This is a genomic window from Vibrio sp. ER1A (genome assembly GCF_000733315.1).
GTDB classification, from domain to species: Bacteria; Pseudomonadota; Gammaproteobacteria; order Enterobacterales; family Vibrionaceae; genus Vibrio; species Vibrio mediterranei.
In genome coordinates, this window is the sequence record NZ_JPJA01000002.1 from 1 (window position 1) to 26,611 (window position 26,611).

Genomic DNA, 26,611 nt, shown 5'->3' on the forward strand with positions numbered 1-26,611 from the left:
ATTATCGTTCCAACAGAACGACAATGAATTGACTGTGCCAAGTCTTTCGACTTGATTGGTCACTCAGTTCATTGAAAACCTAATTTGAAACCGAAGTTTCTAATTTGATTATCATCAACGAGTGCCCACACAGATTGATAGGTTTATATTGTTAAAGAGCTTGTTTTGAGCCTTACTCAAAACGGACGGTCATTTTAGCTATTTCAGTTATCGTGTCAACCACTTTCCTAACTAATTTTGCTTTACTTCTTTATAAGCAACTTGACCTGCTAACTCGTGAAGGCTTTTCGTTGCCTCATCCCGTGTCAGCGAGGTGGCATTATAGAGATGAACCAATTCTTGGCAAGCGCTAATTTGAAATAAAATCGTTTTTTACAGCCGTTCGAACACAAAAGAAACAAAGCGTCGAAAAAAGACACAAAAAAGGGGGCTAAGCCCCCTTTTATTACTCTATTTCCCTTGCTATTTACTGCCCAACAGCAATTTTGTCGTTGTTCACTATCAGACGAACTGGCTTAGTTGGGTCGACTTTGCCGGCAAGTATCTCTTTAGCCAACGGGTTTTCGATACTTTGTTGAATCGCTCTTTTAAGCGGTCTAGCTCCATATACTGGGTCATAACCTACTTTGGCGATGTAATCTAAAGCTGCATCGGCAACCACTAGGTGATAGCCATTGTCTTCCATGCGTTTGCCCAAGCGTTGCAATTGAATACCCGCAATAGATTTAATGTGCTCCGCCCCCAATGGATGGAAAACCACACTTTCATCTACACGATTTAAGAATTCCGGTTTGAAGTGAGAGGTCACAACATCTATTACTTCTCGCTTGATACCCTCATAATCAAGCACCTGGAAATTCTCTTGGATACGAGATGAACCAAGATTCGATGTCATAATGACTACCGTATTTCTAAAGTCGACTGTTCTACCTTGTCCATCGGTCAAGCGACCATCGTCTAGAACTTGCAGTAGAATATTGAAGACATCAGGATGCGCCTTCTCAACTTCATCCAGCAAAATAACCGAGTATGGTTTACGTCTAACGGCTTCCGTTAGGTATCCACCTTCCTCATAACCTACATAACCGGGAGGCGCACCTACTAAACGAGCGACTGAGTGTTTCTCCATGAACTCGGACATATCAATACGCACCATGGCGTCTTCACTATCAAACATAAAACTTGCAAGCGTTTTACACAGTTCCGTTTTACCCACACCTGTTGGGCCAAGGAATAAGAAAGAACCTATTGGACGATTAGGATCCGCGAGGCCAGCTCGACTACGGCGAATGGCATCAGATACGACTTCGACAGCTTCCGCTTGCCCTATGACGCGTTTGTGCAGAACATCTTCCATTTTTAGAAGCTTATCTTTTTCTGCCTCAAGCATTTTAGATACAGGAATCCCAGTTTGCTTTGATAATACTTCCGCGATTTCAGCATCTGTCACTTTGTTGCGAAGCAAGCTCATTTCTTGCATTTCAGCTTGAGTCGCTAAATCGAGTTGTTTCTCTAGCTCTGGAATACGGCCATATTGTAGCTCAGACATTCGGTTCAAATCGCCTGCACGTCTTGCCACATCCATATCGAGCCTTGCCTGTTCGAGTTCAGACTTAATATGTTGAGTACCCGATAGCGCTGCTTTTTCTGCATTCCAGACTTCTTCCAGCTCCGCATAGTCACGCTCTTTTGACTCTAACTCTTCATTGAGAGCGAGCAAGCGCTTCTCACTGGCATTATCCGACTCATTTTTGAGAGCTTGCTGCTCGATTTTTAGTTGAATGATTTTACGTTCTAACTTATCCAAAGATTCCGGCTTCGAATCTATCTGAAGTCGAATGCTCGACGCGGCTTCATCAATAAGGTCGATCGCCTTGTCGGGTAGTTGTCTATCAGTAATATATCTATGCGATAAACTCGCTGCAGCAACAATAGCAGGGTCAGTAATTTCAACATGATGATGGAGCTCATAACGCTCTTTCAAGCCACGTAATATCGCTACGGTGTCTTCGACGCTTGGTTCATCAACCAATACTTTTTGGAAGCGTCGTTCTAACGCCGCATCTTTTTCAATATACTGGCGATATTCATCCAATGTTGTCGCACCGACACAGTGCAGTTCACCACGAGCTAATGCAGGCTTTAACATATTGCCTGCATCCATCGAACCTTCACCTTTCCCTGCACCAACCATAGTGTGCAGCTCATCGATGAATAGAATGATGTTACCTTCTTCTTTAGCTAGTTCATTTAGGACTGATTTCAAACGCTCTTCAAATTCACCACGATATTTAGCACCAGCCACCAATGAGCCCATATCTAAAGAAAGAACACGACGCCCACGCAAGCCTTCAGGGACTTCATTATTAATGATACGTTGTGCTAGTCCTTCTACGATAGCTGTCTTACCTACACCGGGCTCACCTATAATGACGGGGTTATTTTTGGTACGACGTTGAAGTACTTGAATGGTGCGGCGAATCTCATCGTCACGACCAATGACCGGATCAAGCTTGCCTTGTTCCGCTCGCTCGGTAAGATCGATGGTAAATTTCTCCAAAGCTTGGCGCTTTTCTTCCGCATTGGGATCATCGACTTTCTGACCACCACGAATTTGCTCGATTGCTTGGTTTACTTTTGCTTCTGTTAATCCTTGCTGTTTCAAAAGCGCACCCAAAGGGCCTTTATCTTCTATTGCTGCAAGCAAAAAGATCTCAGAAGAGATATAGGCGTCTTGACGCTTTTGAGCAATTTTGTCACAGAGATTAAATATTTGCCCCATGGCACTAGACAGCTGAACATCGCCACCGACACCTGTGACTTTAGGAAGTTTGTCCATTAACTCAGACAGCTTGGAACGTAATTGAACCACATCGACGTTCAGCATGGTTAATAGTGGACGAATAGAACTGCCCTCTTGGTTAAGCAAAGCAACCATAAGGTGGACAGGTTCTATATATTGATGATCTCGACCCAATGCCAATGACTGAGCATCAGAAATAGCAATTTGGAATTTGCTAGTAAATCGATCTAGGCGCATAGCAACCCCCGTTTAAATTACATACAGCTTGTTATGCAATTAAGATGGTTGCTAGCAAAACGGATTTCAAGACAAAGGAGTGAAAATCAGTGATTGATCCAGATAAAGCTTGCCATACGACCTGTCTGTCCATCACGTCGATAGGAAAAGAAACGCTTTTCATCGCTAAACGTGCACAAGTTACTTAGCGTTACATCACTAATCGCTGAAGCTTGTAATTTCATCTGTGCAATGAGTGCCAGATCAGCAAGCCATTTCTCTGGATTCACGCTTTCTTTAAACGCGATTCCATATTCAGGATTCATCTGACAGAATGCGTGTTTCACATCCAGCCCAACTTCAAAAGACTCAAAGCCAATTGCTGGTCCAATCCAAGCCTGTGCTTCACTATCGAACAGGCCAGCGGCCTTTTCGACAATCCCGTCGGCCAATCCACGCCATCCTGCATGGACCGCAGCAACTGCTGTTCCATCCTTTGCAGATATTAGAATTGGTAAGCAATCTGCCGTCATGGCACTAAGGACGACACCGGGCGTTCGTGTAAAACTCGCATCCGCGTCCAATACCAGTTCAGTTGGAGCTTGAACGATAGCGACTCTAGTCGAATGAGTTTGATTAAGCCAAACAGGAGAAGACGGCATATTCGCACTGATTTCCAGTGCTCGACGGTTTGCCAATACATCGGAAGGTTCATCACCAACATGCATCCCTAAATTAAAACTGGAAAATGGAGCCTTTGAGACTCCATTCTCACGTGTTGAGCTTACCGCTTCAACATTATTAGGTTTGCTCCAGTTTGGCGTCAGAAGCGACATTAATAATCTTCTTCTTTGTTTAACTTAGCGTCTTCACGCAACGCTTCCGTCATGACCACCATGTCATCTGGAATAGGAGCATGGAAAGTCATCTCTTCTCCAGTAACTGGATGCGCAAACTTAAGCATTACCGCGTGCAGAGCTTGACGATCAAAGCTACGAATCATGTGAGTCAGTTCTTCGCTCGCTCCGCGTGGAATACGAGCGCGGCCGCCATAAGCGCTATCACCTAACAGTGGATGCTGAAGATAAGACATATGAACACGGATTTGGTGAGTTCGACCCGTTTCTAGACGTAAACGAATACGGGTGTGCTCTCGGAAATGTTCTGCAACTCGGTAATGAGTTACCGCAGGTTTACCAAGTTCGTTCACAGCCATCAGTGTACGTTTAGTCGAGTGACGACCGATCGCTTTATCTACCATACCACCAGCCGTCATTTTACCGATAGCAATAGCTTCGTATTCACGGGTGATGTTACGCTTTTGTAGAGCACGTACCAATCGAGTTTGAGCAGGAACCGTCTTAGCGACAACCATCAAACCTGTCGTATCTTTATCGAGGCGGTGAACAATACCTGCGCGTGGTACTTCTGCGATTGCTGGGAAATGATGTAACAACGCATTAAGAACCGTGCCATCTGGTGTCCCTGCTCCAGGATGAACAACGAAATCTCTTGGCTTATTGATCACAATAATGTCATCATCTTCGTAGACGATATTAAGAGGAATGTCTTGAGCTTCAAAGCGCTCTTCATCTTCTAGTTCAGCTTGAACGGTTATCAACTCACCGCCCATAACTTTGGTACGCGGTTTAGTGATTACCTCACCGTTAACGGCAATTTTTCCGTCCAGAAGCCACTCTTTCAGGCGCGAACGAGAAAAATCTGCGAACAATTCAGCTACAGCTTGGTCTAAACGTTGACCTAACTGGCTGTCTTTTACTGTATTTGTTAATTCAATCTGCTGAGCCATATCGAACTTTTTAAAAAACCTTGGGACTAATACCACGAGTGTGGATAATATAGCCCATCATTGTATCCGTTACTGAGAAGAAAAGTAATGGACACGGAAAAATATTTACGTCAAGGAAACTCGTTCTCGTATGAAACTACTTAAACTAACAAGCTTGCTTTCTCTAGCTTTGTTGTTTGGTTGTGCTGACAAAGAAGTCACCGTCCCAGATGTTCCGCCTTCCCAGCTCTACGCTGAAGCTCAAGAATCGTTACAAGGTGGTAACTGGACATCAGCCATTGAGCGCCTTGAAGCGCTGGATTCTCGCTACCCATTTGGTGCTTACACTGAACAAGTACAACTTGATTTGATTTACGCTTACTACAAGAACGATGACTTAGCGCTGGGTCTGGCTACGATAGAGCGTTTCTCTCGATTAAATCCAACTCACGAACGTTCTGACTGGGTGTTGTATATGCGAGGCTTAACGCATATGGCACAAGACAGAAACTTCATGCATGACATTCTCAGGATCGATCGCTCAGACCGCGACCCTGAGCCAGTAAAAGCTGCATTTGCTGATTTCGATCGCCTACTAAAACGTTACCCGAATAGTGCTTACGCCGAAGACGCGCAGAAACGTATGGTTGCGTTGAAAAACCGTTTGGCTAAATATGACCTTGCTACCGCTGACTTCTATATCCGACGTGAAGCTTGGATTGCCGCTATCAATAGAGCTCAAGAAATTCAAAAAACCTATCCTGATACAGAAGCAGCTCGCCAATCTTTAGTACTGCAAAAGAAAGCGTACGAAGAACTAGGAATGCAAGAGCAAGTTGAGCGTACTGAGAAATTAATGGAACTAAACCCACTTTAGGGTTATAGACAAATCTGCCTTCCAAAAGCGCTGCCAATGCAGCGCTTTTTTGTGCCCATAAGTTGGCAAAATTCCTTTTTTATTTATATATTTATCTTTAGCTAAGTAGCAAAAAGGGATAGTTGTGAAGGCGATTTTATTATGTTTTGTCATAGGGATCATGACACTTCCAGTAAGGGCTTTAGAGTTAACTCCTCTAAGTAATGAACCATATACTGGCGATTTGGATAGTTTAGTAGAGAAGCGTGTTATTCGCGTTTTGGTCTCGGCTGATCTTGGTTTCTATTACATAGAAAAAGGACAACCCAAAGGGATTGGAGCGGAACAGCTCTATCACTTCGAGAAAAATCTCAAAAAGAAATACTCAAAGATGAAAGTACAGGTAATTCCTGTACCACGAGACGACCTCATTCCGGCTTTAGTTAATGGCTATGGCGATCTCGTTGTCGCAAACCTCACAATCACACCCAAACGACAAGAAATCATTCAGTTCAGTACCCCGATTCTCTCTGACATCAGCGAGCTGATTGTGACAACTGACGATTATCCGTCTTTAGAAAGTGTCGAAGATTTGAGTGGTCAAGAAATTTGGGTTCGTGGAAGCTCCAGTTATTTCGAAAACTTACAGGCACTGAATCAAGAACTAACCAGCAATGATAAGCCTCCTGTCTACGTTCAGTATTTAGAAGAAACGCTTCAAGACTACGAATTGGTCGAAATGGTTAAGCAAGGCTATATTGGAGCAACCGTTCTCGATAGCCATAAAGCATTCTTTTGGAACAAGACGTTTGACGATTTGAATATCCATGACTCAATACCATTGAGTAAAGATGGTCAAATCGCGTGGGCCATGCGCAAAGAGTCGCCAAAATTAGAGAAACAAGTAAACGCTTATATTAAAACTGCCAAACAAGGCACATTGCTAGGAAATGTTATTTATAACAAATACTTGGATAACACCGCTTGGTTTTCAAAGGCCCTTGATCCTAAGAATGTCCAACAATTGGATAAGCTGATTTCATTGTTCAAGAAGTATGGCGACAAATACGACTTTGACTTCCTTATGATTGCCGCACAGGCTTTTCAAGAATCTAAGCTAAACCAAAACAAAGTCTCACCCAAAGGTGCTGTTGGCATCATGCAGGTCCTTCCAAGTACCGCTCGTGATCGCAATGTAAACATCAAAAACATCAATAAAATTGAGAATAACGTCCATGCTGGCGTGAAATATATGCGCTTTATCCGAGATAGATACTTTAGCGATGACGCGATAAGTAATGATGACAAAGTTTATTTATCGTTGGCGGCCTACAATGCAGGTCCGGGAAACATCGCTAAAATGCGGCGCTTAGCCACCAAACACGGTTACGACCCTAATAAATGGTTTGGCAATGTGGAGCTGATGGCACGAAGGAATATTAGCTCTGAGCCCGTTACTTACGTGGCAAATATCAACCGATACTATGTTATCTACAAACAGCTAGAGTCTCTACAGCAGATCAGGCAGGAACAACAAGCACTAAACAGTGACATTGAATTTTATCGAGTTTTGGGGTCAAAAGAGGAGACCATCACTGAGTGATAGTGATCACACTTTAAAGTCGAGTGAATTTTAAGCAGGAGATTTCTTAGGTCGTAAAAACGCGCCAAAAATGGAGGATTTTCAGTGCGCTACTCTTTCCAAATTAATGACTTTTGACGGAAAAGAAAGTCTTTTCATGTGTTAACAGTAAAAAGTTTTGCGATAGATCACATTTAAATTTTGATGCGAAAAACCCTATCGTTTTAGTGATCTAGATCACATTCTTTTCTCCATGGATAAGTAATCTGGAGTTAACCCATGAGGGATGCAACAGAGGAAAAAACATATGAGAGTAAACATCACTGGTAAAAACATTGAGATCACCTCTGCAATCCGTGAGCATATCGAAAGCAAGTTTAAGAAGTTAGAAAAATGGCAAGTGGATATCATTAGTTGCCAGACTGCTTTCAGCGAAGAGCCAAACAAACAAATGAAATTCGAAGCGTCCATTACGGTACCCAAAGGCAAACTTGTCGCTTCCGCTACTCATGAAGATTTATACGCTGCCGTTAACGAGGTAGAACAGAAGTTAGAACGTCAGCTAAACAAACTCAGACATAAGCCAGAAGCGAGACGCACGGATAAGCCTGAGTTAGTAGAAGAAACCGAATAAAGGCTCGTAAATAAAACGATTGTAGAATAGCGCCGTAAGGCGCTATTTTTTTGCTTGACGCTCCCCACTCCCTTGCTTATTGTGTGGCTTAGCCCAAAAAAACTTAAGACTACATTTTCTATGTACCCGATTAATCTGTTCTTTTTTGACTTCTTTTTTCTCCACTAGGCTTGGAGGCTTCTTCGTTTTCGAAAGAAAAGTCAAAAACGAACGGAAAGCCTCCCAATGGGAGGTTTTTTTATAAGGATTATTTGATGACAGACACAAACTACTCACTTGAAGAAATTCGCTTACGTCTGAACGAGCTAGATGACAACTTGTTGCAGCTTCTTTCTGAACGTCGCAAACTCAGCATTGAAGTAGCAAAAAGCAAAGTAGAAACCTCAAAACCGGTTCGTGATGCCGCTCGTGAGCAACAGCTTTTGGTTAAGCTCATTAATAACGGTAAAGACAAGTACGAGCTGGATGCGTCTTACATCACAAAGATCTTCCACACCATCATTGAAGATTCTGTTCTGCTGCAACAGGTTTACCTACAAAACTTAGCCAACCCGCAACAAAGCAGAAAACCTGTTGCTAGAGTGGCCTTTCTAGGCGCTAAGGGCTCTTACTCACACCTAGCAAGCCGAGATTATTTCTCTCGAAAGAACACGGAGCTCATTGAACTCAATTGTGACCAGTTCAAAGAAGTCACAAAAACGGTCGAGTCAGGTCATGCTGATTTCGGTGTATTGCCTATTGAAAACACCAGCTCTGGATCAATTAATGAAGTATTCGACTTACTGCAACATACGACTTTACATATCGTTGGTGAAATCACCCAACCTATTGAGCACTGCTTGGTTGCGACCAAAGAAATTCGTCTGGAAAACATCAAAACGCTGTACTCTCACCCACAACCTCATCAGCAATGCAGTGAGTTCTTGGGCAGACTATCTGGCGTTCAACTAGAGTCTTGTGCAAGCACAGCGGATGCAATGCAGAAAGTTCAGCAGCTTAATAGAGACGATGTTGCTGCAATCGGCCACGCAGCCAGCGGCAAACTGTATGGCTTGCAATCGATTCAAAGCAACATTGCCAATCAGACAGAAAACCATACTCGATTCATCGTCGTTGCAAGAAAGCCTGTTGAAGTGTCAGCGCAAATTCCAGCAAAAACTACCTTTATCATGGCGACGTCTCAGCAAGCAGGTTCGTTGGTTGAAACCCTCTTAGTACTCCAGCGCTATGGAATCAATATGACCAAGCTCGAGTCACGCCCTATTATGGGTAACCCTTGGGAAGAGATGTTTTATGTGGATGTGGAAGCCCATAAAGACTCAGAATCAATGCAACAAGCCATTCATGAGCTTATAAAGATCACTAAGTACCTTAAAGTACTTGGCTGCTACCCTATCGATAACGTAAAACCAGTGATGCCCGATTTAGGTGAATAAAAACAAATAGCCCCAGTCATCATGAGCTGGGGTTATTTCTATTTTACGAGCAGTGGCCTGTCTTCAAAGCTACTTGAGCGGCAGAATCTTAATCTCCACTCGACGATTACATTGACGCCCCTCTGGTGTAGAGTTGCTGCAAATTGGGAATCGCTCACCATTACCACGGGCGACCGCACGACCTGCCGCTACATTCTGACTAATCAAGAACGAACGTACTTGCTCAGCGCGCTTTTCTGATAGCTCTTGGTTGTATTGAGCACTACCCGTACTATCGGTATAGCCTTCGATAACTAAACTGGTATCAGGATACTCAACCAAAATACGCGCTACACCTCTCAGTGTGTTGTGAATACTGCTGTTAAGAGCGTGAGAGCTACTGTCAAAACCAATACCGTTTTCTAAACGTAATAAAAGTTGATTGTCACCAACACGCTCAACTTGCACACCTGAATTTAACAACTCTTGTCTGAGCGCTTTTTCTTGTTGGTCGAAATAATATCCGACACCACCACCCAACGCTGCGCCACTCGCCGCACCAATAAGAATCCCACGACTATCACCACCTGAAGCAATACCAACAGCTGTGCCAGCAATTGCGCCAATCACAGCGCCTTTGGTTGCTGAGTTTGTCTCATACTCTCCTGTTGTCGCGTTTTGTCGCTGCGTCGCTTGGCAGCCAACAAGAGAAATAAGCCCTAAGGCAACCACTACTTTTTTTAATCTCATTTCTATTATCTCTTATGCGTACAACATCACCACTAAATACAGAATATCGTACCATATAAATTCTAATTATTCCTAATGGAGGCATTTAGCACTCACACTAATGATAAAAAGCACACCGTTATAAAATGACAAATCTAAGGCAAATTTACGTTAGAATTAAGCCCAAACGTATAGACATGGATAAGTAAGAATGAACAAAGTGGTTATCGCGTCACTTAATCCAGCCAAAATCAATGCCGTAAAAAGCGCCTTTGAATCCGCTTTTCCTAGCCAAACGTTCACTTTTCAAGGGGTAAACGTGCCAAGTGGCGTGGCCGAGCAACCTATGAGCAATGATGAAACTCATCTTGGTGCTAAAACACGAGTTCACAATGCCAAGAAAACCATCAAAGACGGTGATTTCTATGTTGGGATTGAAGCTGGTTTAGATGGGCATTCCACGTTTGCATGGATGATTATTGAAACAGAGACACAGACGGGCGAATCAAGAAGCGCGAGTCTAATGCTTCCACCCGCAGTCGTAGACCAGCTGTCGCCAAGCGTTGAACTAGGCGATGTGATGGATAAGACCTTTGGTACCGATAATATCAAACAAAAAGGCGGGGCAATTGGTTTACTAACCCAACATCAGCTCACACGCAGTTCTGTGTATCACCAAGCGTTAATACTGGCGCTGATCCCATTTACCAATCCTGAACACTTCTAAAGACGTTTTCTCTGACAAGGTAAGCGAAACCCGTAGGTTTCGCTTACTTAAGCAATAAGTCGCTGAGTGCGTTCTTATCTTTGTCGGCCAAGCGCTTTACTTCCGCAGAGCCACGAGTAATGGTCGCCACACCTACGCCTAACATCTGACTAATTTGGCGTTGGGACATGTCTCCCTTTAACAACTCACAGAGAATGTTCACCCGCGCCGTCACTGCTTCACGTTCATCTGGTGTTAGCAACATCGTCATCAGCATTGCTTGCTGCTCACTGCTTTGCGAACGCTGAATAAGGTCGAGTACCTGTTGCCAGTCTTGATAGTGTGGTTCCATTTAATATTCCATCAGAAACATCCAGTTACCCATTCTAACTCCAAGCCCACATGAATTGGTAGCCCATCTCCACTAGTAACGTTTTTTCGCTTCCGCTTCAGTGAGGAAACTTCCCTGAACACCAAGTAAATCTCGATAGTAGACTTGAAACATTAGAATGTTCTGAACGTAACCACGAGTCTCTCTAAAAGGTATCGCTTCAATAAAGGCGATGGCATCTAACTTGCCATCAGAAGCTTCACGCCAACGTTTTACGCGGTTAGGCCCTGCATTGTAGGCAGCTAATGCATAGATACGGTTATCATCGTAGTTATCAAGCAGCTCATTAAGGTAGTGCGAGCCTATCTCAATGTTCTTACCCACCTGATACAAGTCACTAGTACTGCCGTAGCGTATCTTGTGCTTTTTCGCAGTATACTTTGCCGTAGCTGGCATAATCTGCATCACGCCGCGAGCACCAACAGGAGAGCGCGCTTCCACATCCATCGCGCTTTCTTGACGTGCTAGCGACATGAGTAACACGCTATCAAGGTCGAGCTTGTCACTGTAGAAATCAAACCACCAGCGATGAGCCGTTGGGAAGCGCAATGACATGTTGTCCCACATTTTGGCAGAAATTGTCGCTACAACGGTGAAATGATGCCAACGTTTCTTGCCAGCATAAGCCGCTAACATCTGCTTCTCATCTGCAGTTACGTTAGACAATAAGAAACGCCACTCTGATTTAGCTGCGGCTATTTTGTCTCGCTCAATCAACTCTTCGATTCGGTCTAAGCTAGCTTGATACGGCGCCACGACTTTAGGGTCTAACACTGTCGTGGAAATAGGATAAACAATAGAGTGCTCTAGGTATGTCGCGGCAGCGGCGCTGTAAAAGTTACGCTGACCTACAATCCCTTCTAGGCGTTGTTGTCCTTGCTCTTTGTTACCTGTTACCAACTCAGAACGCGCCAACCAATATTGCCAACGACTGGTTTCTTGTTTCTCTGGCGACATTTTACTAATCCAACGGTTCAAGCCTTTCCAATCGGCTTGTTGCACCGCAAGACGCGCTCTACGTTCCAAGTAACCATCATTGCTTGATTGGCTAAGCACTTTATCACGCCAGTTAGCTTCGGCTTCGGAATCCGTCGTGATGTAACGCATCGCCACATAATCTTGCATCGACTGTTGCAACTCATCGTCTAGCGAGGCATTTTTACTCAGTTGAGTTAGTGCGGTTCTTGCTTTATCTTTGTCACTCCGAGCTAACTTTCGCAGTGACAGTTTAGTCAGCTGATTTTTGTAAGGTTGTGGGAAATTACTGTCGGCAAAAGACACCACCTTATTAGGCGATTTGAACAGATCTTTAATTTGCTTACCCTGCTGTTTACCTGTCGACGTTGCCAACTTCTTATTTAGATAGTTCATCAATGATCCATTACGCTTCTCAAAAGCAAGGATCATTCGCTCGACAATCAGTTGGTCAGTCAGCGCCCCTGATTTATCCCATTCCTTAAATAACTTATCACAAGCACTATCAACACTATTTCCACTCAACCATAAGTTTTCAGCACCTTTGTACGCCTCCTGTTTATTCCCAGTTTTGAGCTGAGCATAATGATAGTGACATTGATATCGCTCACCATTTGGGTAAGAGGTTTGAAAGGTTAGAATGTCTTGCCATTTGTTTTGACGGGCCAATTGATCCAAATACGGCGCTCTAATACGATAGGAGAAAGGGAAACCCTTATGCTGCTCAATAAATGCATTGACGTCCTCAATCGACTTATCTGCAAGCTGCAAAGAAAACACTCGATAATCGACATAAGGAGTCAAAGCGTAATCTTCAATTTTAGGCCGAAGTTTTTGATAACCACTGATATCTTTTTTATCAATGAGCTTTTGCGCCCTATCATAATCTGAGCGTTGTTGTTCTAGTTTTGTTTCTGCCGCAAATGCAGGCCATGCCAGTGAGGCTACTATGACCGAAGTAACTGCTAGCAGTCGTTGCTTATACCGTCCGTATAAAAGCATGTACCGATTTCCTTAGATGCTGTGAAGAATGACCAGTGAGCTTATTGTTGTCGTTTTTTATTGAGCCTTGTCAGCTTCATTTGAATACATGGTCAATCTTCAATTTAAGACCAATTACTCCTTCTTGCCAATGGGTTTGTCATTAAGAATTTGTTTCCATTGTTGAGAATTCCCTGACTCTTGGCGAAACCGCGCATTTTGAATGATATTGAGGCTTAAGATCGCACAACGAAAATTGAAACGTTCTGACTGCGTAGTGTAAAATAACAACTTTATTGACTTCAAAAGTAGGAACGATCGGCAATGGCTGAATACGTCTATACCATGTCGCGCGTGAGCAAAGTAGTGCCACCAAAGCGACAAATCCTTAAAGATATCTCTCTTAGCTTCTTCCCTGGTGCAAAAATCGGTGTTCTAGGCCTAAATGGTGCTGGTAAATCTACCCTTCTACGTATCATGGCGGGTATTGATACTGATATCGATGGTGAAGCGCGTCCGCAACCTGGTCTAAACGTAGGTTACTTGCCGCAAGAACCTGTTCTTGATGAATCAAAAACGGTTCGTGAAATCGTTGAAGAAGCAGTATCCGATGTTGCTGGTGCAATGAAGCGTCTAGACGAAGTGTATGCGGCTTACGCTGAACCAGATGCAGACTTCGACGCATTGGCTAAAGAACAAGGTGAGTTAGAAGCTCTTATCCAAGCGAAAGATGGTCATAACCTAGAGAACGCCCTAGAGCGTGCCGCTGACGCTCTTCGTCTACCTGAGTGGGATGCGAAGATTCAACACCTATCCGGTGGTGAGCGTCGCCGTGTCGCTATCTGTCGCCTATTGCTTGAGAAGCCAGACATGCTGCTTCTTGACGAACCAACCAACCACCTAGATGCCGAATCTGTTGCTTGGCTTGAACGCTTCCTAGTGGACTACAATGGCACTGTTGTTGCGATTACCCACGACCGTTACTTCTTAGATAACGCAGCAGGTTGGATTCTTGAGCTTGACCGTGGTGAAGGTATTCCATGGGAAGGTAACTACACTTCATGGCTAGAGCAAAAAGACGCACGTCTGCAACAAGAAGCGTCTCAAGAGAAAGCTCGTCAGAAAACCATTGAGAAAGAGCTGGAATGGGTTCGTCAAAACCCTAAAGGCCGTCAAGCGAAGTCAAAAGCACGTATGGCACGTTTTGAAGAGCTACAAAGTGGCGATCATCAAAAACGTAACGAAACGAACGAGCTATTCATTCCACCAGGTGAGCGTTTAGGTGATAAAGTTCTAGAAGTGAACAACCTGACTAAGTCATTCGATGGCCGTGTACTGATTGATGATCTTTCTTTCAGCATTCCAAAAGGTGCTATCGTAGGTATCATCGGTGCTAACGGTGCGGGTAAATCGACATTATTCAAAATGCTAAGTGGCACAGAGCAACCAGATGCCGGCACGATTGAACTTGGTGATACCGTGAAACTCGCTTCTGTAGAACAGTTCCGTGATTCAATGAACGATAGCAATACGGTTTTCCAAGAGATCTCAGAAGGCGCTGACATCATTAAGATCAACAACTTTGAAATTCCTGCGCGCGCGTACTGCTCACGCTTTAACTTCAAAGGTAGCGACCAACAGAAGATCATCGGTGAACTTTCCGGTGGTGAGCGCAACCGTGTTCACCTAGCTAAGCTTCTTAAAGCGGGTGGCAACATGTTGCTACTCGATGAGCCTACCAACGACCTAGACGTTGAAACTCTACGTGCACTTGAAGAAGCACTACTAGAGTTCCCGGGCTGTGCCATGGTTATCTCGCACGACCGTTGGTTCCTAGACCGTATCGCTACTCACATCATCGACTATCGCGATGAAGGTCAAGTTAACTTCTATGAAGGTAACTACACTGAGTACATGGAATGGCTGAAGAAGACTTTGGGTCCAGAAGCTGCTGAACCACACCGTATTAAATACAAACGCATCTCAAAATAACCGTTTGAATTTGAGATAAACTTGTTTTTTTTCAAGAGGGCGCTAATAATAGCGCCCTCTTTTTTGTGATTTTCACCCACAAAATAACGAAATTAACTGAAAAATCACCACATTTCATAGACAAATGTGGTGTAGCGATAATCACTATGCCGAATAGAATCAAGGTAGTAATACCGAATGAACAAGGAAAGAAACGAACTCTGCGTTTAGGACGAAAGCGTACTTACACTGCCATCCTCTTCGCTGCAGCCTTTCCTGTTGCCTTGGGCTTAGTCGGTTATTCCTATAACCAATCTCAAACACAGCTGTCATCTACTGAAGTGTCTCTGACGGATCTACAGCAAGAAAAAGCGCTACTTGAAGCTAAACTGGAAGAACAAGTCAATGTCACTCACGATCTTTCTCAAGAACTTGAAGAGAAACGTGATGAGCTCCAACTCCTGAGCAAACGAGTTAATGACGTGGAAACAGTTCTTGGTCTCACCGATGAAGAGCTCTACGATGCGGAAATGCCATTAGCGGAGCGTATTGATGCGGCCGCCATTGACTCCGCGGTTCGTGCCACAATGCTGCGCTTAATTCCCAATGACAGCCCGGTTACTTATCAGCGCGTTTCCTCGTCTTATGGACGACGTACTAACCCTATATCTGGTAAACGCCAGTTACATACTGGTATCGACCTAACCTGTAAAACAGGTGAACAAATCTTAGCGCCAGCCGATGGCGTTATTGAAACGGTAAGACCAAGCCGTCAAGGCTATGGTAACTATATGACGGTGCGCCATTCATTTGGTTTTATGAGCTCTTACGCTCACTTACATAAGTTTAAAGCTAAGAGTGGGCAGTTCGTCAGCAAAGGAGACGTCATCGCTACGTGTGGAAATAGTGGTAATTCAACCGGACCACACCTTCACTATGAAGTACGCTTTTTAGGGCGCACACTTAACCCTCAGTACTTCATCGATTGGAGCCCTGAGAACTTCGATTACGTGTTCGAGAAAGAAAAGAAAGTGCAATGGGCACCGCTGATTGATCTTGTCGGTAGCGTGGTTAAGCTACAAATAAACCTAACTAATGCACCCTATGTGGATTCTTCGATTAAAACTGCCGTTACCGAAGACACCACCAGCGAAACAAGTGAACAGACAAACTAAAAAAACGCAGCAACTTCGCTGCGTTTTTTAATTGGTTCTTTCATCGCCCGCATTTAACCGCGATGTATGGCATCGTTAGCCTGCTTCAGTAGGTTCTGACTCTCGGACATAAACTGCTGTGAATAATCACCAAACCACTCGCTAACTTCATTAAACTCAGAGATGAACTTATCTTTATCTTTGCTATCAAGCAGTGCTAATGCTTCTCCAAACTGTTTATGGAAGCACTTGATCATCTCAATGTTCTCTTCTGAAGACATAATAATGTCACCGTATAAGCTTGGGTCTTGAGCAAATAATCGACCCACCATCGCCAACTCGAGTCGGTAGATAGGTGAACTGAGTTTAACTAACGTATCTAAATCTGGGTTCTGCTGACTTAAGTGGCGACCGTAAGCAAACGAGGTAAAGTGACGAAGCGCTTGGATAAGCGTCATGCCTTTATCATGCTGCTCTGCAGAAATCTGACACAAACTTGCGCCCCAAATCTTGAACTGCTCCAACAACCACTGGTATTCGCTCTCACCTCTGCCATCACAGTAAACAATCACCTGTTTCGCAAGGCTTGGTACATCAGGACCAAACATCGGGTGAAGACCAACAACGGGACCTTTGTGAATATCAAGCATTGAGTTCAAAGGTTTAGATTTGATCGATGTTAAATCACAAAGGATACAATCTTTCGGTAACGCATTTAGCTTTTCAATCACACCCTCAGTGAGGTGAATCGGCACAGTGACAACAACCAAACCAGCGTTATCGAGAATCTCATCTGCACGATCCCAATCTTGGCTGCCTAGTACTTTGACTTCGTAGCCAGACAGTTTGAACATTCTACCAAATAGGCCACCAAGTTGACCGTTACCACCAACGATAACCACTGAACGTAATTCTGGATTTAGACATTTGAATCCAGAGTCTTTTTCGCTCGCGTAAGACTCGCGCATCGTACGGCGCAGAATGTCTTCAATTAGCTGTGGTGGTATGCCCTTCTTCGCCGCCTCTTCACGACGAGACGCTAGCATGGCAGCTTCTCTATCCGGAGCATAGATAGGCAAACCATGACGGCTTTTCACTTCACCAACTTGTTCTACAAGGGATAGACGCTTCGCAAGAAGCTCGAGCATTTGCTTATCGACGTCATCAATTTGGTCGCGCAATGCGTTCAATTCAGCAGCCATGGACGTGATTATTCCTTAATACGATTTTCCAAGAATGGGACAAGCTCTTTATGAGCATGACGTAATAGTGCCTCAGTTGTATCCCAATTGATACATGCGTCGGTGATCGACACCCCATATTTCATTTGATCTAGAGGAATATCTGAACTTTGGTTTCCTTCATTGATATGACTCTCAATCATTAGACCAATAATAGATTTGTTGCCTTCTCGGATTTGGTGAATGACATCTTCAGCTACTAGTGGTTGACGACGGTAATCTTTACGAGAGTTAGCATGACTACAATCCACCATCAATGACGCATCAAGATTCGATTTCGCTAACTCTTGCTCACATTCAGTGACCGATACTGAGTCATAATTGGTCTGCTTACCACCACGTAAGATAACATGGCCATTTTCGTTACCTTGAGTCGTTAATAGGGCGACTTGACCTTCACGGTTAATTCCCATAAAGCGGTGACTTGATGAAGCAGCTTGCATCGCATTAATTGCTGTCGCCAAACTACCATCGGTTCCATTTTTAAAGCCGATTGGCATCGAAAGACCACTGGCCATTTCGCGGTGAGTTTGTGACTCTGTTGTACGTGCACCAATTGCCGCCCATGAGAAAGTATCCGCCAAGTATTGCGGACTGATCGGGTCAAGCGCTTCTGTCGCCAATGGAATATCCATTTCCGCAAGCTCTACCAAGAGTTCGCGCCCTACGTGCAGTCCGTGCTCGATATCGAAGGTACCATCCAGTTGAGGGTCATTAATCAAGCCTTTCCAGCCTACCGTTGTACGCGGCTTTTCAAAGTAAACACGCATAACAATGTATAGCTGGTCGTTAAGCTGCTCCGACAACGCTTTCAAACGCTTTGCGTACTCTTTCGCCGCTTCTACATCATGAATAGAGCAAGGCCCACATACGACAAGTAGACGATGATCTTTCTTATGAATAATGTTGGCGATAGTCTCACGGGAATCTTGAATGAACTTTCTAGCTTTTTCACTCAACGGTAATTTTTCTTTTAGTTGTTCTGGTGTAATCAGTACCTGTTCGTCACTGATATTAATATTACTTAGTTCACTCTTCTTCATGGCCTCACCTGTAAATATTATTTTACACCGAACTTTATAATTAAAACCGTCCGGCTAAGCTTTAACTGGTAATATACCTAGATAAAAAACACATGCAAGCGTAAACTTTGAAAAACATTAAATGTAAATATAATTTTACACCAAGAATTACTGTCGCTTCAGTTCTTGATAACAGTTCGATGATAACAAACTGCCACGATTGGTCAGTTGCGTATACAATAAAATACAACTTCGTTGTTGGTTGTAATCTATGGACTTAATCATCTCCCTTTTGCAGCAGATGTGCGTGTATCTAATGCTCGCTTATATGCTGAGCAAGACACCGCTTTTTATTCCACTGTTTAGTGTCTCCAATCGTTTAAGTCATAAACTCAGCATTTATGTACTGTTTTCATCGTTTTGTATTTTGGGTACCTACTTCGGATTACAAATAAACGATGCTATCGCCAATACTCGAGCTATTGGTGCGGTGATGGGAGGGCTATTCGGCGGTCCCATCGTAGGGTTTGCCGTTGGATTAACCGGTGGTCTACACCGCTACACCTTAGGAGGATTTACCGATTTAGCCTGCGCGATTTCCACTACGGCAGAAGGGGTAATCGGTGGTTTAATGCATCTGTATTTTCTCAGAAAGGATAAAAAAGAAGAGCTATTTAACCCCCTAGTTGTCTTCTACATTACTTTTGTGGCGGAACTGGTTCAGATGCTAATCATCCTCATTGTAGCTAAACCTTTTGATCAAGCTTATGCGCTGGTTTCTGATATTGCCGCTCCGATGATCATCGCCAACTCTGTCGGTGCCGCGCTATTCATGAGCATTCTTCAAGACCGTAAGACCATTTTCGAGGAATATTCAGCGACTTTCTCTCGTCGCGCATTAAACATTGCAGAACGCTCTGTGGGCATTTTAGTCCATGGTTTTAACTCCAATAACGCCAGCAAGATTGCACGAATTATCTACGAAGAAACCAATGTCGGTGCCGTCGCCATTACCGATCATGACAAGATACTGGCTTTTGTCGGCATAGGCGCTGACCATCATCACCTTAACCGACCTATCTCCTCTCAAAGTACGCTCGATTCGATGAACAACAACGAGATCATTTACCTCGATGGCAAAGAGAATCCTTACCAGTGCTCAATCTCTGAAGACTGTAAATTGGGATCTGCGCTTATAATTCCACTGCGCACGGGAGACGAAGTAATTGGCACTATCAAGCTATACGAGCCCAAACGTAAGCTGTTCTCAACCATCAATATGTCCATGGCTGAAGGTATTGCTCAACTGCTCTCTAGCCAGATCCTTCATGGTGACTACATAAACAAACAGACCTTACTCAAACAGGCAGAAATCAAGCTACTTCACGCACAAGTTAACCCACACTTTCTGTTTAATGCGTTGAACACCATTAGCGCTATCACTAGGCGCGACCCTGATAAAGCGCGCAGCCTAATACAGCATCTTTCTCAGTTTTTTCGTAGCAACCTGAAACAGAATATCGAAACGGTCACCTTGAAAGAAGAATTAGCCCACGTTAACGCCTACCTCACTATCGAAAAGGCGCGTTTTACCGACCGTTTAGAAGTAGATATTGATATTGCTCCAGAACTGTTAGAACAAGAAGTACCGAGCTTCACTTTACAACCTCTGGTTGAAAACGCGATTAAGCATGGTATTTCCAATTTAATTGAAGGTGGGATCATTCGAATCTATAGTCACACCACTCAGTCAGGGAGCGAGATAGTCGTCGAGGATAATGCCGGAACCTTTATTGCGCCCAAGGAGGGACATGAAGGGTTAGGTATGCAAATTGTCGGTAAACGCCTAACAAATCAATTTGGTCGTGACGGAGCGCTAAAAATTGAAGTGGAAAAAGACCACTTTACGCGAATGAGCTTTATCATCCCCTCGCCTTCTACACGCAAAGATAAAAGGACGGCTATTGCGTCATGACACAGTTAACAGCTTTAGTAATTGATGATGAGTTATTTGCTCGTGAAGAGCTAATAGAGCTCTTGGAGGAAACCGAGCAAATTGACATCATTGGTGAGGCAAGTAATGCCATTGAAGGTCTCAAGAAAATTAACCAACTCAAACCAGATGTGGTCTTTCTTGATATTCAAATGCCACAAGTCACCGGTATTGAACTACTTGGCATGCTCGACCCTGATACCATGCCGAAAGTCGTCTTTGTCACCGCTTACGATCAATATGCCATCCAAGCGTTTGAAGATAATGCGTTCGATTACTTACTAAAACCTGTTGATCCGTGTCGTCTTGAAAAAACCGTTAAGCGACTAAAAAAACGTGAGCAACAAACGCTGGAAGCGATCGATACTCTCGCACCACAAACACTCGACCAAATCCCTTGTGTCGGCCACAACCGTATCGTCATTATTCCAACTACCGATGTTGAGTTTGCCTACAGCGACCTTTCCGGTGTACATGTTCAAACTGCCGAACAAAAGGCCACATCGCAGCTAACGCTTAAAGTACTCGAAGATAAAACGCCGTTGATCCGTTGCCACCGCCAGTTTTTAGTGAACGTCAAGGCTATTAAAGAAATTAAGCTGTTAGACAATGGGTTAGCGGAGATCATTACTCAGAGTGACCACCCAATACCTGTGAGTCGCCGCTACCTGAAATCATTAAAAGAGACGTTAGGCTTTCACTAACGGAAGTAAGCAGCTTATCTCGATAAGCTGAAGCTGGGCACTCCTCAACTGCTATCCCCCTGCACCGGCAAGGGGATCCTAATAGCAACTCCTAGCCTTCCAACGACGACAGAATTTTGTGATTCGCCGCTTTCCACTGAGCACTCTTCTTAAGGTCTTCTAAACTAAACTCTTTCTTCCTCAACATCCGACTAGCCTGCTTCACCTTAGTAATTGGTAAGTTATCTAGTACCTCGATAGAGTAGTGACGGTTATTACACATAAGCAGCGTATCACAGCCTGCGTCCAGCGCTTGTTGCGCACGCTCAGCGGGTCCTCCCATGATAGCTGCGCCTTCCATAGAAAGATCATCAGAGAACACTATACCTCTAAAACCTAGCTGATTACGAAGTACCTCTTTTAACCAATAGCTCGAACCACTGGCAGGCTTGTCATCATAATACGGGAACACTACGTGAGCTGGCATCATTGCATCCAACACACCCGCTTTGATGTGAGCCTTGAAGATTCGCATATCATCTTCAAAGATAGTGTCTCGACTGTCCATTGGCGTTTCGAAATGAGAATCTGCCGTTACTCCTCCGTGACCAGGGAAGTGCTTGCCAGTAGTCGCCATACCCGCAGCTTTCATGCCGGCCATAAACGCTGTGCTGTACTGGACGATGGTTTGAAAGTTATCACCAAAAGCACGATTGCCGATGGCTTTAGATTGGTGTCCTTGGTCGAGAACAGGCGCGAAGCTCAAATCAATATCGTGAGCAATCAATTCTGCTGCCATAAGCCAACCAGCTTGGTTCGCGAGCGCTTCATCACGTAATTGCGCGTATCGAGCGGCTGGCGGCAATAATGTAAAACCATCTCGAAAACGTTGAACACGCCCCCCCTCTTGGTCCACACCGATAACAATGGGCTTTTTCGCCGCTTGACGGATTTGGCGGTTCAGTTCAATAAGCTGCTCGGAATCATGATAGTTACGCGCAAACAAAATCAAGCCCCCAACGGTAGGATGCTCAAGAATCTCTTTATCTTCAGCACTCAGTTCATAACCTTCCACATCAAGCCATAGCGGTCCCATAATTGCTCCTCTGCAAATTTATTATCAAATGGGCGTCTCCAGAGATTATTCTGATTATTTTTGATTTACAATATTGCTAGGTAAAAACGGAGTAAGTTTATGATGACTAAGGAAGCGCTTTACATAGGCATAATGTCGGGTACCAGTTTGGATGGTGTCGATACTGCACTGATATCGATAAAAGACCGTGAAATTAACTTACTCGCCAGCGATTTCCTTAGCTACCCTGAATCACTGAAAACTCAAGTGCTTGCTATCTGTCATGGTCAAGAAACCAACCTTAAACATATCGGCGAACTCGACCACCAACTAGGGTTACTTTATGCAGAGGCCGTCAATTCTTTGCTTAGTAAAACCACTTATACGGCTCACGACATTGCAGCCATCGGCAATCACGGCCAAACCGTCTTTCACCAACCAGATGGTGCAATACGCTTTACCACTCAGTTGGGCGACAATAACCTCCTAGCAACACTTACAGGTATTGATACGATCGGAGACTTTCGGCGTAAAGATATGGCACTCGGTGGACAGGGTGCACCTTTAGTACCCGCATTCCATCGTTACTTATTTGCCGATAGTGACTCAACACAGGTGATTTTAAACATTGGTGGTATTTCCAATGTTTCCATATTGCAGCCCAACGGCGAGGTGATTGGCTTTGATACAGGACCTGGAAATGTGCTTTTGGATCATTGGTGCTCTCACGCTTTTTGCCAACCTTTTGATAAAGATGCACAGCTTGCTGCACAAGGCAATGTGCTCACCCATTTGTTAGATGAAATGCTCAAAGATGACTACCTAAAACGTCCTGCACCAAAAAGTACCGGACGCGAGCATTATCATGAACAGTGGTTGAAACAATGCCTTGCTGCCATCTCAACGCCGATGAACGAGCATGATGTGCTCAGAACACTAACCGAATTTACCGCCCTGACTATCACTAATGCCATTGAGAACTATCCCATCGGTACTGCGCCGAAGCTTTTAGTGTGTGGCGGTGGCGCAAATAACCCAATAATAATGAAACGCCTGAGTGAACTGCTTAAAGGCTGGAATGTGGCACCAACCGATAGCGAAGCCATTAGTGGAGATTATATGGAATCCATGGCCTTCGCTTGGCTTGCACATTGCTATCTCAACAAGATACCGAGCAATTTGCCCTCAGTAACTGGCGCCAGTAAAGCCGTCCCTTTAGGCGTACTCTATTCAGCTGACTAGGAACCACTATGACTAACGACGCACTTCTCAATGCGCTTTCTCAACTTGTCTCCGAGGGAAGAAACCCTGAGACCATGGATATAGATTTACTCTCATCGCAACAGATTCTAGCGCGCATGAATCAACAAGATGCCCTAGTGCCTCTTGCGGTAGAAAAGGTCATTCCAGACATTGCGCTGGCGGTAGACGCCATCACTAAGGCCTTTAAACAAGGTGGTCGATTATTGTATTTGGGTGCTGGCACCAGCGGCCGATTAGGCGTACTCGATGCATCAGAATGCCCACCAACCTTTGGCACCGACCCTGATATGGTCGTCGGTATCATCGCTGGCGGTAATGACGCGATGTTCCGAGCCAAAGAAGGTGCAGAAGATGACCCAGCTCTTGGTGAACAAGACCTTATTGACCATAAGCTGACTTCAAAAGATGTGGTTGTTGGCATCGCCGCTAGTGGGCGCACGCCTTACGTCATTGGCGCATTAGAATACGCCAATCAATTGGGTGCCACGACAGTCGCACTGTCATGCAATCCCGCTTCTGATATTGCTAACATCGCTCAAATAGCTATTAGTCCTGTGGTAGGTCCGGAAGCTCTGACAGGTTCCACTAGACTGAAATCGGGGACCGCACAGAAGTTAGTTCTCAACATGCTCACGACAGCAAGTATGATCCGTTTAGGTAAAAGCTATGAGAACCTGATGGTGGATGTAAAAGCGACCAATGCAAAGTTAGTCGCCAGAGCAACGCGCATTGTGATGCAGGCTACGGATTGCAACAAACAACAGGCAGAAGTCACGTTAAAAGAAGCTCAATATGACGTGAAGCTGTCGATTCTCATGATTCTAACTGGATTAGATAAGCAGCAAGCACATCAGCAGTTACATCAACAAGACGGTTTCCTAAGAAAAGCAGTAATAAGCAAGAGCCAAGAAAGTGAATAAAAAAGCTAGGGTGTCATGCCCTAGCTTCCTAAATCATTTTTTAATGGGAATAGTCATTCCAACCGCGTTGCCATTCCATTCTAAAACGCTGTCCATCGGGTAAGCCTTCACACGCCCCAGTGTAATACTGCCCAGATAACCCGATTTGATAAGCAAAATCAGCATCACAAAACTCTAGAATGCCTCTTTGATAGCCCGAGTCGTACTCTGAATGAACGGCAGCGCCGAGTTTATTAAGGTCAGAGTAACTGCGAGACAATTGCCCACGCACACCATCTTGATAGCCAATCTGTTCCCAACTTCCCTCTTTAGCGAGGTCATCCACTCCTTTGGCGCATCCAAATATTAACAAAGCGGATGCTGCCACTAAAAACGCTTTCATGAGATTCCTTTTCATCCAACTCTCTCTGCCGTCACAATGCCAGTTTTAAGTGTTTTTTACCACTCAATCCTTGACTAAGTGATGAGCTTCACGCTTTTCTACCGCCACTTAACTCGGAAAAACGACCACTTACTCTTCGATAAAACCACTTAAGTTGGTTATTGACCACTTAATCATCTATTCCACCACTAACCGAATAAGCCGATGTGTAGCCAATTCATCATTTTTATAATGGTTACCAGAATTTAATGTCATCACAAACTAGGGATAACAGTTATGTTGTGGTTTTTAACTTGTGTTGCAGCCTTGATCGGCGGCTACTTTATCTACGGGGCTTTCATTGAGAAGGTCTTTGGTATTAATACAAAACGTCAAACACCAGCTCACACTAAAGCTGATGGTGTTGACTACGTGCCAATGTCGACCAAGAAAGTGTACTTGGTTCAATTGTTAAATATCGCTGGTGTTGGTCCAATCTTCGGCCCAATCATGGGTGCACTATACGGTCCTGCCGCTATGCTTTGGATTGTCATTGGTTGTATCTTTGCTGGTGCAGTGCACGATTACTTCTCAGGTATGCTTTCAGTACGTAACGGTGGTGCTTCTGTTCCTACTATTACCGGTCGTTACTTAGGCAATGGCGCCAAACACTTTATGAACATTTTTGCCATCGTCTTGTTGCTACTTGTTGGTGTGGTATTCGTTTCTGCACCTGCAGGCATGATCACTAACCTAGTGAATGACCAAATGGGCATGTCAATGAGCATGACAACCATGGTTGTGGTTATCTTCGCTTATTACATCATCGCGACAATCGTACCTGTCGACAAAATTATTGGTCGCTTCTACCCACTATTTGGCGCACTGCTCATCTTCATGTCTGTTGGTCTTATCACCGCAGTGGCACTATCAAGCGAGCACCAAGTTATGGGTGGCTTTGAAGTCAGCGATATGTTCACCAACATGAACCCAAATGACTTACCGTTATGGCCAGCTCTATTCATCACTATTGCTTGCGGCGCTATCTCTGGCTTCCACGCAACACAGTCTCCACTGATGGCGCGCTGTATGGAAAACGAAAAGAATGGTCGCTTCGTCTTCTACGGTGCAATGATCGGTGAAGGTGTTATCGCTCTTATCTGGTGTGCTCTTGCTCTGTCTTTCTTCGGCTCTATCGACTCGCTAGCTGAAGCAGTTAAAAATGGTGGTCCAGGTAACGTAGTGTACAGCGCTTCATTTGGCCTATTGGGTGTATTTGGTGGTGTGCTTGCTTTCCTAGGTGTGGTTATTCTGCCAATCACTTCAGGTGATACTGCATTCCGCTCTAGCCGTCTAATCCTTGCTGAATACTTCAACATGGAACAGAAAACACTACGTAACCGCCTACTGATGGCTCTACCACTATTCGTTATCGGTGGCATCTTAACTCAAGTAGACTTTGGTGTTATCTGGCGCTACTTCGGTTTCGCTAACCAAACAACTGCAGTAATGATGTTATGGACAGCCTCGGCTTACCTACTACGTCACAACAAGATGCACTGGGTAACGACTGTTCCAGCCATCTTTATGACGACGGTTGTTATTACCTTCATCTTGAATAACGCAACCCTAGGCTTCGGTCTGCCAATGCAGCTGTCAACAATTCTAGGTATTGTTGCCTCACTGTCTATCACTGGCTACGTGATTAAGAAGTCGAAAGGTAAAGGTGAAACAGACCTTGCAGATGAAGAGAAGCCACAAGGCAAAGCAGAAACTGCTTAACTGATTATCCCGTTATCCGCTCTTAGAGCTAAAAAAGCGCCTTCACCTTGAAGGCGCTTTTTATTTGTT

General features: G+C 44.4%; 22 protein-coding genes and 1 other annotated feature. Of the genes, 12 read left to right on the top strand and 10 right to left on the bottom strand.

Annotated features, from left to right (window positions below; genetic code table 11):
* Positions 1-466 precede the first annotated feature (466 nt).
* From clpB to rluD, 3 genes are all read right to left on the bottom strand, one after another.
* Complete coding sequence (clpB, locus tag HW45_RS00555; RefSeq protein ID WP_038223925.1) at positions 467-3,040, bottom strand: ATP-dependent chaperone ClpB; 2,574 nt, start codon at positions 3,038-3,040, stop codon at positions 467-469.
* 86 nt (positions 3,041-3,126) lie between these two features.
* Entirely contained in the window at positions 3,127-3,855 is a 729-nt protein-coding gene (gene pgeF / locus HW45_RS00560) for a peptidoglycan editing factor PgeF (RefSeq protein ID WP_038223928.1), read from the bottom strand.
* Positions 3,855-4,829, bottom strand: coding sequence for a 23S rRNA pseudouridine(1911/1915/1917) synthase RluD (gene rluD / locus HW45_RS00565; protein WP_006072930.1), 975 nt, complete (start codon positions 4,827-4,829; stop codon positions 3,855-3,857). Before rluD ends, pgeF begins: the two co-directional genes overlap by 1 nt.
* Before the next feature lie 130 nt (positions 4,830-4,959).
* Between rluD and bamD the strand changes: the two genes are divergently transcribed.
* The 4 genes from bamD to pheA all read left to right on the top strand — a co-directional run bounded on the left by bamD (position 4,960) and on the right by pheA (position 9,316).
* The gene (bamD, locus tag HW45_RS00570) at positions 4,960-5,685 is read left to right on the top strand and encodes an outer membrane protein assembly factor BamD (protein WP_006072929.1); all 726 of its coding nucleotides are present in this window, start codon (positions 4,960-4,962) and stop codon (positions 5,683-5,685) included.
* Between the two features lie 160 nt (positions 5,686-5,845).
* Positions 5,846-7,267, top strand: coding sequence for a lytic transglycosylase F (locus tag HW45_RS00575; RefSeq protein WP_051867632.1), 1,422 nt, complete (start codon positions 5,846-5,848; stop codon positions 7,265-7,267).
* Positions 7,268-7,553: 286 nt separating this feature from the next.
* Positions 7,554-7,880 carry a ribosome hibernation-promoting factor, HPF/YfiA family gene (gene hpf / locus HW45_RS00580; RefSeq protein WP_006072926.1) on the top strand — a complete coding sequence of 109 codons (327 nt, stop codon included), beginning with the start codon at positions 7,554-7,556 and terminating at the stop codon, positions 7,878-7,880.
* Between the two features lie 122 nt (positions 7,881-8,002).
* Positions 8,003-8,122, top strand: a sequence feature (Phe leader region).
* A 12-nt stretch (positions 8,123-8,134) separates the two neighbouring features.
* Positions 8,135-9,316: a prephenate dehydratase gene (pheA, locus tag HW45_RS00585; protein WP_006072925.1), complete on the top strand. Its 1,182-nt coding sequence runs from the start codon at positions 8,135-8,137 to the stop codon at positions 9,314-9,316.
* 69 nt (positions 9,317-9,385) lie between these two features.
* Here pheA and HW45_RS00590 read toward each other — a convergent pair whose 3' ends face one another.
* Positions 9,386-10,045, bottom strand: a complete 660-nt coding sequence (locus HW45_RS00590) for an OmpA family protein (protein WP_038223932.1) — start codon at positions 10,043-10,045, stop codon at positions 9,386-9,388.
* A gap of 190 nt (positions 10,046-10,235) precedes the next feature.
* On the opposite strand from HW45_RS00590, the gene yjjX reads away from it, so the two are divergent.
* The gene (gene yjjX / locus HW45_RS00595) at positions 10,236-10,751 is read left to right on the top strand and encodes an inosine/xanthosine triphosphatase (protein ID WP_006072923.1); all 516 of its coding nucleotides are present in this window, start codon (positions 10,236-10,238) and stop codon (positions 10,749-10,751) included.
* 43 nt (positions 10,752-10,794) lie between these two features.
* On the opposite strand, the gene trpR is transcribed toward yjjX, so the two are convergent.
* Together trpR and sltY are read right to left on the bottom strand one after the other, a co-directional pair.
* A complete protein-coding gene (gene trpR / locus HW45_RS00600) occupies positions 10,795-11,082 on the bottom strand; it encodes a trp operon repressor (RefSeq protein ID WP_006072922.1) in 288 nt (95 codons plus the stop codon).
* Between the two features lie 72 nt (positions 11,083-11,154).
* Positions 11,155-13,098 carry a murein transglycosylase gene (sltY, locus tag HW45_RS00605; RefSeq protein ID WP_038223934.1) on the bottom strand — a complete coding sequence of 648 codons (1,944 nt, stop codon included), beginning with the start codon at positions 13,096-13,098 and terminating at the stop codon, positions 11,155-11,157.
* Positions 13,099-13,401: 303 nt separating this feature from the next.
* On the opposite strand from sltY, the gene ettA reads away from it, so the two are divergent.
* Both ettA and HW45_RS00615 read left to right on the top strand, forming a co-directional pair.
* Entirely contained in the window at positions 13,402-15,069 is a 1,668-nt protein-coding gene (ettA, locus tag HW45_RS00610; RefSeq protein WP_006072920.1) for an energy-dependent translational throttle protein EttA, read from the top strand.
* Positions 15,070-15,215: 146 nt separating this feature from the next.
* A complete protein-coding gene (locus HW45_RS00615; protein WP_038223937.1) occupies positions 15,216-16,223 on the top strand; it encodes a M23 family metallopeptidase in 1,008 nt (335 codons plus the stop codon).
* A gap of 53 nt (positions 16,224-16,276) precedes the next feature.
* On the opposite strand, the gene tyrA is transcribed toward HW45_RS00615, so the two are convergent.
* Together tyrA and HW45_RS00625 are read right to left on the bottom strand one after the other, a co-directional pair.
* The gene (tyrA, locus tag HW45_RS00620; protein WP_038223939.1) at positions 16,277-17,404 is read right to left on the bottom strand and encodes a bifunctional chorismate mutase/prephenate dehydrogenase; all 1,128 of its coding nucleotides are present in this window, start codon (positions 17,402-17,404) and stop codon (positions 16,277-16,279) included.
* A gap of 8 nt (positions 17,405-17,412) precedes the next feature.
* Positions 17,413-18,486 carry a 3-deoxy-7-phosphoheptulonate synthase gene (locus HW45_RS00625; protein WP_006072917.1) on the bottom strand — a complete coding sequence of 358 codons (1,074 nt, stop codon included), beginning with the start codon at positions 18,484-18,486 and terminating at the stop codon, positions 17,413-17,415.
* A 250-nt stretch (positions 18,487-18,736) separates the two neighbouring features.
* Here HW45_RS00625 and HW45_RS00630 point away from each other — a divergent pair, with 250 nt between their 5' ends.
* Both HW45_RS00630 and btsR read left to right on the top strand, forming a co-directional pair.
* Positions 18,737-20,440 (top strand): sensor histidine kinase, encoded by a 1,704-nt coding sequence (locus tag HW45_RS00630; RefSeq protein ID WP_038223941.1) that lies wholly within the window; start codon positions 18,737-18,739, stop codon positions 20,438-20,440.
* Positions 20,437-21,162, top strand: coding sequence for a two-component system response regulator BtsR (gene btsR, locus HW45_RS00635; RefSeq protein WP_006072915.1), 726 nt, complete (start codon positions 20,437-20,439; stop codon positions 21,160-21,162). The genes HW45_RS00630 and btsR overlap by 4 nt, the downstream gene beginning before the upstream one ends.
* Before the next feature lie 91 nt (positions 21,163-21,253).
* Here btsR and nagZ read toward each other — a convergent pair whose 3' ends face one another.
* Positions 21,254-22,237, bottom strand: coding sequence for a beta-N-acetylhexosaminidase (nagZ, locus tag HW45_RS00640; RefSeq protein WP_038223943.1), 984 nt, complete (start codon positions 22,235-22,237; stop codon positions 21,254-21,256).
* A gap of 102 nt (positions 22,238-22,339) precedes the next feature.
* On the opposite strand from nagZ, the gene HW45_RS00645 reads away from it, so the two are divergent.
* Positions 22,340-23,458, top strand: coding sequence for an anhydro-N-acetylmuramic acid kinase (locus HW45_RS00645; RefSeq protein WP_038224064.1), 1,119 nt, complete (start codon positions 22,340-22,342; stop codon positions 23,456-23,458).
* An 8-nt stretch (positions 23,459-23,466) separates the two neighbouring features.
* Entirely contained in the window at positions 23,467-24,399 is a 933-nt protein-coding gene (murQ, locus tag HW45_RS00650) for an N-acetylmuramic acid 6-phosphate etherase (RefSeq protein WP_038223946.1), read from the top strand.
* Positions 24,400-24,439: 40 nt separating this feature from the next.
* On the opposite strand, the gene HW45_RS00655 is transcribed toward murQ, so the two are convergent.
* Positions 24,440-24,781, bottom strand: coding sequence for a DUF2799 domain-containing protein (locus HW45_RS00655; protein ID WP_031493145.1), 342 nt, complete (start codon positions 24,779-24,781; stop codon positions 24,440-24,442).
* Positions 24,782-25,057: 276 nt separating this feature from the next.
* Between HW45_RS00655 and HW45_RS00660 the strand changes: the two genes are divergently transcribed.
* A complete protein-coding gene (locus tag HW45_RS00660; protein ID WP_006072910.1) occupies positions 25,058-26,542 on the top strand; it encodes a carbon starvation CstA family protein in 1,485 nt (494 codons plus the stop codon).
* Positions 26,543-26,611: the final 69 nt, after the last annotated feature.